The sequence below is a fragment of the Candidatus Egerieousia sp. genome (assembly GCF_056211015.1).
In genome coordinates, this window is the sequence record NZ_JBAELF010000009.1 from 1 (window position 1) to 10,962 (window position 10,962).

Annotated in this window: 11 protein-coding genes, 2 tRNA genes and 1 pseudogene; 7 read left to right on the forward strand and 7 right to left on the reverse strand. The window is 47.9% G+C overall.

Going from position 1 to position 10,962, the window contains the following annotated elements:
• Positions 1-184 precede the first annotated feature (184 nt).
• From AC06L3_RS00545 to AC06L3_RS00555, 3 genes are read right to left on the reverse strand one after another with little or no spacing between them, the layout of a single operon-like run.
• Complete coding sequence (locus AC06L3_RS00545) at positions 185-1,132, reverse strand: hypothetical protein (RefSeq protein ID WP_475668676.1); 948 nt, start codon at positions 1,130-1,132, stop codon at positions 185-187.
• A 20-nt stretch (positions 1,133-1,152) separates the two neighbouring features.
• Complete coding sequence (locus AC06L3_RS00550; RefSeq protein ID WP_475668677.1) at positions 1,153-1,608, reverse strand: hypothetical protein; 456 nt, start codon at positions 1,606-1,608, stop codon at positions 1,153-1,155.
• 14 nt (positions 1,609-1,622) lie between these two features.
• Positions 1,623-1,775, reverse strand: a complete 153-nt coding sequence (locus AC06L3_RS00555) for a hypothetical protein (RefSeq protein ID WP_475668678.1) — start codon at positions 1,773-1,775, stop codon at positions 1,623-1,625.
• A gap of 106 nt (positions 1,776-1,881) precedes the next feature.
• Here AC06L3_RS00555 and AC06L3_RS00560 point away from each other — a divergent pair, with 106 nt between their 5' ends.
• The gene (locus AC06L3_RS00560) at positions 1,882-2,181 is read left to right on the forward strand and encodes a hypothetical protein (RefSeq protein WP_475668679.1); all 300 of its coding nucleotides are present in this window, start codon (positions 1,882-1,884) and stop codon (positions 2,179-2,181) included.
• Between the two features lie 78 nt (positions 2,182-2,259).
• On the opposite strand, the gene AC06L3_RS00565 is transcribed toward AC06L3_RS00560, so the two are convergent.
• From AC06L3_RS00565 to AC06L3_RS00575, 3 genes are all read right to left on the reverse strand, one after another.
• Positions 2,260-3,234, reverse strand: a complete 975-nt coding sequence (locus AC06L3_RS00565) for a C40 family peptidase (protein ID WP_475668680.1) — start codon at positions 3,232-3,234, stop codon at positions 2,260-2,262.
• Positions 3,235-3,971: 737 nt separating this feature from the next.
• Positions 3,972-4,046: transfer RNA gene (locus AC06L3_RS00570), tRNA-Val, on the reverse strand.
• Between the two features lie 89 nt (positions 4,047-4,135).
• Positions 4,136-5,542, reverse strand: coding sequence for a bifunctional folylpolyglutamate synthase/dihydrofolate synthase (locus AC06L3_RS00575; protein ID WP_475668681.1), 1,407 nt, complete (start codon positions 5,540-5,542; stop codon positions 4,136-4,138).
• A gap of 113 nt (positions 5,543-5,655) precedes the next feature.
• Here AC06L3_RS00575 and AC06L3_RS00580 point away from each other — a divergent pair.
• The 6 genes from AC06L3_RS00580 to AC06L3_RS00605 all read left to right on the forward strand — a co-directional run bounded on the left by AC06L3_RS00580 (position 5,656) and on the right by AC06L3_RS00605 (position 10,821).
• Positions 5,656-5,730 (forward strand) — tRNA-Val (locus tag AC06L3_RS00580).
• Between the two features lie 103 nt (positions 5,731-5,833).
• Complete coding sequence (locus AC06L3_RS00585; protein ID WP_475668682.1) at positions 5,834-7,198, forward strand: PhoH family protein; 1,365 nt, start codon at positions 5,834-5,836, stop codon at positions 7,196-7,198.
• A 16-nt stretch (positions 7,199-7,214) separates the two neighbouring features.
• Positions 7,215-7,931 (forward strand): monofunctional biosynthetic peptidoglycan transglycosylase, encoded by a 717-nt coding sequence (mtgA, locus tag AC06L3_RS00590; RefSeq protein WP_475668683.1) that lies wholly within the window; start codon positions 7,215-7,217, stop codon positions 7,929-7,931.
• Positions 7,932-7,942: 11 nt separating this feature from the next.
• The gene (locus AC06L3_RS00595) at positions 7,943-8,569 is read left to right on the forward strand and encodes an acyltransferase (protein WP_475668684.1); all 627 of its coding nucleotides are present in this window, start codon (positions 7,943-7,945) and stop codon (positions 8,567-8,569) included.
• Between the two features lie 261 nt (positions 8,570-8,830).
• Positions 8,831-10,372: a D-serine ammonia-lyase gene (locus AC06L3_RS00600; protein ID WP_475668685.1), complete on the forward strand. Its 1,542-nt coding sequence runs from the start codon at positions 8,831-8,833 to the stop codon at positions 10,370-10,372.
• 62 nt (positions 10,373-10,434) lie between these two features.
• Positions 10,435-10,821, forward strand: a complete 387-nt coding sequence (locus AC06L3_RS00605) for a solute carrier family 23 protein (RefSeq protein ID WP_475668686.1) — start codon at positions 10,435-10,437, stop codon at positions 10,819-10,821.
• On the opposite strand, the pseudogene AC06L3_RS00610 reads toward AC06L3_RS00605, so the two are convergent.
• Positions 10,783-10,962 (reverse strand): annotated as a pseudogene (locus AC06L3_RS00610) (hypothetical protein); the annotation flags it as partial. The gene AC06L3_RS00605 and the pseudogene AC06L3_RS00610 overlap by 39 nt on opposite strands.

The following is a 10,962-nucleotide window of genomic DNA, read 5'->3' on the forward strand; positions in this document are numbered from 1 at the left end:
CCTTTTTCCTGCCGCCAACTTCAAAGGTTATATTGTCTATCTCGAAATCTGATATTGGAGACTCCACCACGTCATAGGAATACTTCGTCCAACAGAGGAACATCGTTTCTCTCACATTCCCGCTGTTGGGGTTCCCTCCTACCAGCGTATGCATCATATTGGGATTATGCAAATACATTGCGATTCATTGCTCACAATCTGTGACGAGGCGAACTGATTCGCCGTTTTTTCGGCCATCGGAAATATCGTCGAGGATGACGTCGACGCTATAGAAGCGCAAGCGGTACGCGTTGTTGGTAGAGCCGGAGGAAGCGGAAGAAGACCAATAGTAGCCGTACCCGCCGGTATCACCGAAATCGGTCCCATCGCGGAAGCCCGCAACGGGAAGGAAGACTATTCCGGCATCCTGCGCGGTTTTCCAAGCTGTGTCATTTATGTAAGAATCCGAAATGGCATCCGCAGAAACTCCATCAGGAGCCAAAGCATAACCCTTTATCCCGCATACTGTAATCCATTTCTTTACATGGTGGTTGAATAGATACGTCCACTCGTCCATGGAGAGTGTGCGATATTTTCCGGTTACGCCGTTCACGGTAAAATCAGATTTAGCTGTTTCGACTGTAGCATTAGTGAAGAGCACGTCGTTTTTACTTGTGCCCGATTCACTGTATGACGATGCATAGGCTACGGATTCGGACTTGCTCCAATAGAGATGGCTCACGTGAGAATCGCTCCAAGTCGTCGGATAGTAGTACTGATTGGTCTCGAACTCGAATGAATCGCCATCCCAATACATGTTACCCTTCGAGAAATATACCTTCTTGGAGTTGCTGACGCTGAAAACGCCTGGTAACGCGCCGTCAGGAAGGACAGGCGACGGCGTTGCTACGGAGATGTTGTAATACTTGCCTGCTGAAAGTCCGGCATCCTTGGTCTCCTTGATTTTGTTATCTCCGTCATAGATGGCAATCTTTTCTCCTGCAGGTACTACAATATAGTGAGTACCAGCGGCAGAGGCCGTGAACAGGCTGACTTTTGTGTCACTCTTAGTAACACCAAAGGTCGCGGCATTTGTCGTTGCGGCAAAACCTGACAACCATTTGCCGTCAGATGTTTTGACGTTTATGTCCAATGCGCCCTTTTTGTTGTCGATTACAAGGATGGCTGTCTGGAAATTGAGGGTATGTTCAGGTTCTTGGAATCAGCGGCTACATTCTCCTGCTTGCCTGCGAGGGCGCAATATGCGGCCGTGCCTGTCCGTGTGCCGGTCTGGCCGGCAAGCGATACGTTGTTGGACGGATAATATGCATACCAGTTTGCCGCCGCAGACGGAGCGGTAACTGTACCTGTGAAATTGCCGTCAGAACCGCAGGTGAGTTCATAGTATGTGCCGGCGGTCAGCTGATTGTTGGTGAGTGATATCTTGTCGCCAGTTGAGAATGTGAATTTCCACTCATCGCTCATTGTAGCCTTTGTCTCATTGACGCTTGCGCTGAGTGTCATAGAAAATGTTCTACCTTTTTCCTGTTCAAAAAGTATCTGCTCCTTGCTGCAGGAGGTCAGTACCAATGATAATGCCGTTATGGCAAAAAGTGTAATCTTTTTCATTTCTGCGCCTCCTATTATTCGTTCCACGGATCTTCTGAATCACCACTTGTAAAGGTGTCGTTACCAAGTCCGAACGACTGACCGCTCTGGCAGATGATGGCCTGAGTCTTGATTTCTATTGTCTCCGCCTGAGGAGACACATAGACGCTTTGTTGTACTTTTGTCATATTGTATTTTGCTATTGATTATCAAAGTATAAATAATCCGAACTTATGCAAAGATACAGATAATTTCCGATTGCCCAAGCACGTTCCCGGCGTAACCGCATGAATCATGAAAGCCCTTCCTGAATATTGCTCCGGTGAAGGCGTTTTTTCCAAGTTCCTGCGCTCCACGGTCGAGGAGAGATGCTTCGAGTCCGAGATGGCCAGGCTCGGATGGAAGGCCGAGGGTGAAACGATGAAGTCGCCGCTCCTGCAGGACCTCCTGCGCACAAGCGACGTCCTGAGGAACATGTTCAACAGCCTGAACTTCTCCAAGACAACCGACACCTTTTCTTACAGATTCTCATATTTCAGTCAAAGGCAGCTCAATATGGCGCAGGCCGCAATCAAGGCTAACGAGGCAAAATAATGCGCAGTAATGCTTATAAATGAAAATCAGGCGGTTGTGAAATCTTTCCAACCGCCTGATTTTTTTTACTTGTGAGTATCAGCGTACTCTGATCTCCTGGCCTATATTCAATATCTCATTGCTGGATATCCTGTTGAGCTTGCAAATTGCATCCACCGTGGTGCCATTCTTCCTGGCAATGCTGAACAGCGTGTCTCCTTTCCTGATTCTGTGATATTTGGCTTTTCCTGATTTCTTTGGTTTTTCCGCTTTGTCATCCTTTACAACCGTATTTTCGTTTTCCTTGAGAATGTTTCCATTTTCATTATCTTCCTCAATATCGGTGCCGGTGGAATTGCCTGCAATCTCATCCTGTACCGGCATGGTGATCCATGTGCCATCAGGTTGCAGAATGATTCTTCTTTCAAGTTTTGAATTGGCTTTCCTGTCATGCCTCCTCTGAAATTTCCATTTCCCATCCGGCAGAAGAACTATCCTGCATTCATCGTCAATTATCAGACCTTCAAGTGATTCCAGTGATTCAACAGTGCCTCCGGTGTAATCGGGAAGAATTCTTCGGACGCAAAGTATCCGTGCAGCATAATAGGGTTCATCAATGTTTGAAAATCTCACCCCACTGCTTGCTGCGTGAATGAATTCGAATCCACTGCCTTTTCTGGCCGGCCCTGTACAAATTCCAACGTGCCCCGGTGTCTTTGAAATGGATCTTCCACAGAAAATTACAAGGTCGCCGGCCTGCATGTTTTTCCAGCCATCCGAAGCGCTTGCCTGTACAGCCTTGCCATCTGTAGCCTGAGATACCGAGTTTATGGACAGAGTGTAGCCGAACTTTTCGTATATGAAGGATGTGAAACCTGAACAGTCAAAACTGTCAGGTCCTTTTCCTCCTGACTGGTATCTTGTGCCAAGGTATTTTTCGGCTTCCTGAACAATCTGCTGAGCCAATGCCCTGGCTGCTTTATCAGAAGAAGCTGCATCCTGCCCGTAACTTACATGATTCATGCACGCAACCAATATTGCCGCTATCAGCGTTGTTGTATGTTTTTTAAGCATCTTTTTAAAAGTATTTCTTAACAATCATTGCCTTGCCCCTTTTGTACAGCATACATATGATTGCAGTGATGATAAGCTTTATTGTCTGCGAAGCTAATAAATTTTCATATTGTCAGCAAACATCTCGAAGACGTTAGCATCTTACAACACTACCCGAAAAAGACCTGTCCATGCTAACCTTGCCGGAGAGCATTACTGCAAGGCTCCGGTGGACAGGTGGGCCCTTTCGGGTGGGGTCTGTCCAAGCGACCGCTGTCACATTGCATTCTTGACGGCCTTGCGTGGACAGGTGTTTTTCACGTTCGCAGATTCATATGCATGCTTCACTCTGAACCGCTGCTGATGTGCCTCCTGACCGTTTCGTCCACGCAACTTCGTATAACCAATCAATCGTGATACTGCGTCTGCTGTGCTCAATACCCGATTGGATAAGGGTATTGAGCATCCTCTAATTCGTAATTCATTGATTATCAGTAGTGATTTTTGACTACTGTGCTCAATACAAAGCAATGAAGTGCATTGAGCACACTGCTTGAGCATTTTATAGTTCGAACAGCGGATGCTGAAACAAACCGTGAATAAGACCGCTATGTTCGAGAGGTAAAATCAAACTGTTTATACATGAACACAGGGTTTTACGCATAATCCGAATTTTGCACCTGAGCCGTAATGTCAATGAGGACTGGATTGCAGGAAGGGCATGAAAAAACCGGCCATAAGGTCGGTTTCTTCTTCTGTGGGAGTAATAGGATTCGAACCTATGACCCCCTGCTTGTAAGGCAGGTGCTCTAAACCAGCTGAGCTATGCTCCCGTTTGGGATCGCAAATGTAGCACTAAAATCTGATACTCCAAATTTTTTATTCGTTTTTTTTGTAATCCGCGGATTCTTTTCAATCATGATTATGATTCCACGCTCTTCCCGGCCTCGAACCATTCCAAAGCTTCCGCCACTACAAAGGTGCTTCCGCCTATGAAAACGAAATCATCATCTCTCATTGTTTCCCTGTATTGAGACAATACAACGGCTATTCTTCCTTCGCAATCAAACACAATGCCACGGCCGTTGTATTCCGGCTTTCTGAAGGATCTGAAACCGAGTTCCATCATTTTGTCTTCAAGGACCTTCGCCTTCATAGCCCTTGGAGTGCCTGGCGATACAAATATATATTCCGCATCCACTGGCAGATAATCAACAATTGTATTAAGGTCCTTGTCCGCCATAACACCGAATATCATAATAAGCCTTGCTCCCGGATGGCTTCCTCTCCATTTTTCATATTCATCCCTGATCTGCCTGCCCAGCAGTGCGAAACCGTGAGGATTGTGGCCGGTATCGCAGACCATGAACGGCTCCCTGCTCAATATCTCCCATCTTCCATGAAGACCTGTTGTCCTTGCCGCATTTTCTATTGCGGACCGTTCTTCACTGGCGATAGTTTTACAAACTGACTTCCCTGCTGGAGTAGTGGAACTATCGCCCGAGTGGGGGAGGATGCTGGAAATGAGTGGGTTGAGGATGCTCAGGGAGCATAGAACGGTGCGCAGGTTCCTGCGCTGGCAGGCTCCGCCAAGGTCCATTTTCCGCAGAGTTTCTTCAAATTGTTCAAAATCCGTGTCCTCTGCGAAATATATGCTGCTGCCCTCGGCCTGCGCCTTGTCCTTGAAAACCTGTGCAACACCGGAAGCCTCGCCAATGACAACAGGAACACCTGGCTTGATTATGCCGGCCTTCTCTGCGGCAATCTTTTCAGTGGTATCGCCAAGGAGGGCACAATGGTCAAGGCCTATGTTGGTGATTATGCTCAGTACAGGAGTGATTATGTTTGTGGAGTCCAGACGTCCTCCCAGACCGCACTCTATCACGGCAATGTCCACCTTGCATTGTGCAAACCAGCAGAATGCCATTGCCGTGGTGATTTCAAAGAAAGAGACGTTGAGTTCCTCGAAACGCCGTCTGTTGTCCTTTATGAAATTATAGACGAAATCCTTGGGGAGCATTTCAAATGTCCCGTCTGTAGTGCTGGTTTTTATTCTTTCCCTGAAATCAATCAGATGCGGTGATGTGAACAGGCCCACTTTCAAGCCTGCGGATGCCAGTGCGGCGGCAATTATGTGGCTGGTGGAACCCTTGCCGTTGGTTCCTGCAATATGGACGGACATGAAACGCCCGTGTGGATTTCCCAATTGTTCCACCAGCTCCTTAACGGATTCTATTCCAGGCTTGTAGGCGGAGGCGCCAACTTTCTGGAAACTCGGGAATCTGTTGAAAATGTAATCTATCTGGATATTGTATTCCTGTTCTGTCATAAGTTCTGATGCTTGACTGCGGACACAAAAATAATACTAATAGGGATTTTGGTGAAAATTTCATGATAAAATTTGTGATTTCAAAAAATTGATGTACATTTGCAGTCCCAAACGGGAGCATAGCTCAGCTGGTTTAGAGCACCTGCCTTACAAGCAGGGGGTCATAGGTTCGAATCCTATTACTCCCACTCCAAGGAGAACGATTGTTGAAGTCGTTCTCTTTTTTTTTGTCTTGCAATTCAGAACGGCATGAACTAACTTTACAAGTTAAATGGCCAAACTTGAGCAATCATGACTAAAATCTTCATTCTTGATACTAATGTGATTCTTCACGATTACAGGAGTATTTACAATTTTCAGGAAAACAATCTGGTGATTCCTGTTGCGGTTCTTGAGGAAGTTGACAAGTTCAAGAAGGGTAACGGTACTGTGAATTACAATGCAAGGGAGTTCGTTCGTCTGATTGACAGAATATCCGATCCTCGTTTGTATAGTGTGGACAAGGGCTTCCCATTGGGCAACGGCCTTGGCAAGCTGGCCATTGAGGTCAATCATCCGTTCCCGCCGGAGCTGAAGGATTGCTTCATGGATGATTTTCAGGACCACAGGATACTCTCCACTGCATTGTGGGTGAAGAGCCGGAATCCGGACAAGGTGGTTGGTCTGGTGAGCAAGGACGTGAATCTGCGGCTCAAGGCACGTGCGCTTGGAATGCTTTCGCAGGATTATTTGTCCGATCATATAAAGGAGGAGAAGATTGTTCAGAACGAGGCGCGAATCGTTACTGTAAAGGGGGTGGGGAAGGATGTGCTTGAAAGAATCGAGAAAGCGGGTGTTAAGTCTGCGGAGATTGAACGCAATCTACCATCTTCAATGGACATTGCAGCAAATCAGTTGTTCAGGATATTCAGGCCTGCGAGAAATGGGGAACGCCAGCCGGATCTTCTTGCACGTTACAATAAGAGATACGACTTGATCCAGCCAATCCGTGTCATGGATGTCTGTGGAATAAAACCAAGGAATATAGAGCAGAAGTTCGCACTGGATCTGCTTACGGACAGCAATATATCACTTGTGTCATTGACTGGTGTTTCAGGCAGCGGCAAGTCTCTCCTGGCTCTGGCCAGCGGCATATCTCAACTTGACAGGTATGACCTGGTGATGGTGGCCTGCAAAACTGAAAGCACTGCCGGTTCGGAGCAGGAACATCTGGCTTTGAACATTGATTTTGACCAGATGTATAAATTGTTCTCGCTTCCAATGGAGGACAATCTGAAAGAGATAAGGAAAAATCTGAGGAATGACTCCGCACTTTCAGACAAACTCGATTCTTATATGACAAAGGGTCTGGTAAGCATGGTTCCACTCTCATTGCTCAGGGGACGTTCGCTTTCTAAAGTTTTCCTTATTGTTGATAATGCCCAGAACCTGACCCCTTTTGAAGTGAAGTCCATTATTACCCGTGCGGGAGAGGGAACGAAAATGGTGTTCACCGGCAATATGCAGCAGATTGAGCATCCTTATCTAGACCGTTGGTCAAACGGTCTGGTTCACCTTACCGACAAACTCTTTGGCGAACAGATTTTCGCTCACGTGAATCTGAGCAGGGGAGAGAGGTCCGAACTGTCTGATCTTGCCGGCTCAAGGCTGGGCTGATGTAAACCGGAAGACCATGAGAAAGTTCCGCAGATTCCTTTTTATTAAACTTCCTTTGGCACTCATATTGCTGAGCGTCCTGTTTGTGCTGGTTCTCAAATGGGTTCCCGTATGGGTGACTCCTCTTATGATAAAGCGCTCAATAGAGTACAGAGATGACAGCAAGTACGAGACTCGCAAGACCTGGGTAGGGCTCGGCAATATTTCCAGCAATATGATAAAGGCTGTAATTGCAAGCGAGGACAATCTGTTTCCAACGCACAACGGCTTTGACACAACGGCAATAAAGCAGGCCCTGAAGGAGCACGAGAGAGGAAAGAGACTTCGTGGGGCGAGCACTATTTCCCAGCAGACTGCAAAGAACGTGTTCACCTTCGGCTCCCACACCTGGTTCAGGAAAGGCCTTGAACTGTATTACACCTTCCTCATTGAAAAGATCTGGGGCAAGGAACGCATAATGGAAGTATATCTGAATGTTGCAGAAATGGGGCCGGGAATATTCGGTGTGGAAGCGGCTGCACAGAAATATTACAGGAAGAGTGCTGCAAAACTGACTCTCTCACAGGCCGCGCGGATCACAGCATGTCTGCCCAATCCGTTGAAGCGCTCGCCGTTGAGGCAGACTTCATACATGAGCAGACGCGAAGGGCAGATCATTGACCTCACTTACAAACTGGCCTGGCCGGACTGGGTGAGCGGGAAAAAGAGCGATAATAAAAGTATAAGGAAATAATAAGTGAATATATGGCACAGGAAAGCGGAGAATATTTCGTGCACGAATCGTCATACGTAGATGAAGGCTGCACCATTGGCAAAGGAACAAAAATCTGGCATTTCAGCCATATCATGTCTGATTGCCGGATAGGGGAGAACTGCAACATAGGCCAGAACGTGGTGGTGAGCCCCGGCGTTGTTCTTGGAAATAACGTGAAGATTCAGAACAACGTGAGCGTATATACAGGAGTCGAGTGCCGGGACGATGTCTTCCTCGGCCCTTCCTGCGTTTTCACCAACGTCATTAATCCGCGCAGTGCCGTAAGCCGCAAGAATGAGTACAGGAAGACTCTTGTTGGCCGCGGAGCATCCATAGGCGCCAACGCAACCATCGTTTGCGGCCACAATATAGGCGAATATGCGCTGATAGGGGCCGGCAGCGTGGTCACCAGAGATGTCCCTGCATTCGCCCTGATGGTAGGAAATCCTGCAAGGCAGCAGGGTTGGATAAGCCGCAACGGAGCCAGATTGATTTTCTACTGCGATGGCCCTGAAACTGCTTCTTCTGCTGCTTCAGCCTCATCCGTACAGTACGCCACCTGCCCGCAGACTGGCGAACGCTACCGTCTTGAGAATGGCAGGGTGAGTCTCGCCTGATTTGCACCCGGGAATAAGCGGAAGGCACTTTATATTCCAGTGCCTTCCGCCACAAACCAAAGTGAAAATGCTGGAAACGGGCTTCTGGCCCCAGAAAAGTTATTTGAACGGCGGCTGGATGAGCAATGGTTGTGAAACGGGGTGCAAAAACGCTTGATTTGCACCCGGAATGGGTTCTGGAGGGCAATTGGGGTGCAAAAACACTTGTTTTGCACCCGGAGTTGTGATGCAAAAATTAATAATATTGTTTGTGACAGTAATATGTTCGAGAATTTGATAAAGGAAAGACCGGTGCTGGCCAGAGTGGCAGCGGCTGAGGAATTTCTGTGGATTAATGACGCAAGGGAATGCAGTTCGCTGAAGTCATCCGGTAAGACCTTGTGTGGAACAAATGAATCCAGCGTTGAAAACAAGACGTGTGAGGTTACTCCGCAAATGGTGCGGGAGGCATCCGGGCGTTTGAAGAGATTCGCTCCGCTGATTATGCATTATTTTCCGGAAACTGCGCCTTCACAAGGCATCATTGAATCACCGCTGCGTGAAACTCCCGCTATGAAGGCCGCCATTAACGGGATATTATGTTCAAGAGCTGTATCAGCTATTTCGAACCCGGAGGTCGGATCCGTGGACTCCGCAAACAAAATCGAGGGCAGACTGATGCTCAAGATGGACAGCCATCTTCCGGTATCGGGTTCAGTGAAGGCCAGGGGAGGTATTTACGAGGTGCTCAAACATACGGAGGATCTGGCTATTGCCGGCGGTTTCCTTACAGTTTCTGACAAAAACAGTGGTTCCAAGAACGGGAATCAGGAAGCCGGTATCCAGGAGGAATATTCAGCGGAGCATGGAGAAAATGTTTTGAGGCTGGCGGAGCCAGATGCCCGTGAGTTCTTTGCAAGGCACAAGATACAGGTGGGTTCCACAGGCAATCTGGGACTCAGCATAGGCATAATGAGTTCGGCACTTGGTTATGAGGCAATAGTCCACATGTCAAATGATGCCAAGCAATGGAAGAAGGACCTGTTGCGTGAGCGTGGTGCAAAGGTTGTTGAGTATGAGGGAGATTATGGCAAGGCAGTGCAGAACGGCCGCCGATTGTCCGATGCCGATCCTTCAAGCTATTTCGTTGACGATGAGAATTCCCGTGATCTGTTCTGCGGTTATGCCGTTGCGGGTGAGCGGATGAAAGCGCAGCTTGATTCAATGAACATTGCGGTTGATTCCGAACATCCGCTTTTTGTTTACATTCCCTGCGGCGTTGGAGGCGCACCGGGAGGTATCATTTACGGCCTGAAACTTATATATGGTAACAATGTTCATTGCTTCCTTGTTGAGCCTGTTCAGGCTCCGTGCATGCTGGCGGGGCTTGCCTCCGGTCTCTACAACGGAATCTCGGTTCAGGACCTTGGCCTGAGCGGCCGGACACAGGCCGACGGCCTGGCTGTTGGAAGACCATCGGCCCTGGTAGGCAGAATCATACATCCCCTGCTCAGCGGAGAGGCTACTGTTGATGACAGCCGTCTGGGAGAGTATCTGAAAATGCTTTGGAAATCCGAGCGAATCTTCATAGAGCCTAGCGCATGCGCAGCCTATCAGGGTGTGCTCGCCTTGCACACTACTGCGGAGGGTCAAAGGTATATTGCTGAGAATCAGCTGGAGGATAAAATGGACAATGCCACACACATTGTCTGGGCAACAGGCGGCAATATGGTTCCGGAAGAACTTAAATCAGCAAGTATTCAATCTGCCAGTATTCCCAGAACACCACCCCTCCGTTCGTTGTCCGCTATTTCTCCGTTCTGAAACGTCAGAATAGCGGAGAGAGAACGGCCTTGGTACGAACCTGCTACGGAGCACTTCCCGATATGCCAAAAGGCGCGGTGTTTACGGCAACGGCTTTGGCCGCAGTGGTTTCCACGCTCGTTATGGCATTTTATGCCAAAAAGCCATTTGCACTCGCTCCGGGAATGGGTATGAATGCATTCTTTGTGTATACTGTCTGCATATCGATGCATCAGACCTGGCAATTCGCACTCACTGCCGTGCTAATAGAGGGAATCATGTTTATTATTCTTTCGGCCACGAAAGCCAGGACAATGATAGTGAATTCCATCCCTGTAAGTCTCAAGAATGCCATCGGTGCCGGAATAGGCTTATTTATAGCCTTTATAGGCCTGCAGGGCTCCCACGTCATAGAAACATGCAATATTTGCCTAAACTTTGTCGGCAAAATTTTCAAGATTATGAAGTAGGTCCGTGTATTCGGACTCGGAGATTTCCTCCGGCAGACGGTCAAAGTGATTGCACAGAAGCGACAGATGATGGCTGTAATTGAGGATTGTGTGTGAACTTGCCGACTCATTTTCGAGTCTTTTCGAAAAAAATTCGTACCT

What these genes read in the sequence shown, in the direction of transcription:
- AC06L3_RS00555 (WP_475668678.1), bottom strand. Translation starts at nt 1,775, where the DNA reads ATGACAAAAGTACAACAAAGCGTCTATGTGTCTCCTCAGGCGGAGACA.
- AC06L3_RS00605 (WP_475668686.1), top strand. Translation starts at nt 10,435, where the DNA reads ATGCCAAAAGGCGCGGTGTTTACGGCAACGGCTTTGGCCGCAGTGGTT.
- AC06L3_RS00600 (WP_475668685.1), top strand. Translation starts at nt 8,831, where the DNA reads ATGTTCGAGAATTTGATAAAGGAAAGACCGGTGCTGGCCAGAGTGGCA.
- AC06L3_RS00560 (WP_475668679.1), top strand. Translation starts at nt 1,882, where the DNA reads ATGAAAGCCCTTCCTGAATATTGCTCCGGTGAAGGCGTTTTTTCCAAG.
- AC06L3_RS00585 (WP_475668682.1), top strand. Translation starts at nt 5,834, where the DNA reads ATGACTAAAATCTTCATTCTTGATACTAATGTGATTCTTCACGATTAC.
- AC06L3_RS00550 (WP_475668677.1), bottom strand. Translation starts at nt 1,608, where the DNA reads ATGAAAAAGATTACACTTTTTGCCATAACGGCATTATCATTGGTACTG.
- AC06L3_RS00565 (WP_475668680.1), bottom strand. Translation starts at nt 3,234, where the DNA reads ATGCTTAAAAAACATACAACAACGCTGATAGCGGCAATATTGGTTGCG.
- mtgA (WP_475668683.1), top strand. Translation starts at nt 7,215, where the DNA reads ATGAGAAAGTTCCGCAGATTCCTTTTTATTAAACTTCCTTTGGCACTC.
- AC06L3_RS00575 (WP_475668681.1), bottom strand. Translation starts at nt 5,542, where the DNA reads ATGACAGAACAGGAATACAATATCCAGATAGATTACATTTTCAACAGA.
- AC06L3_RS00595 (WP_475668684.1), top strand. Translation starts at nt 7,943, where the DNA reads ATGGCACAGGAAAGCGGAGAATATTTCGTGCACGAATCGTCATACGTA.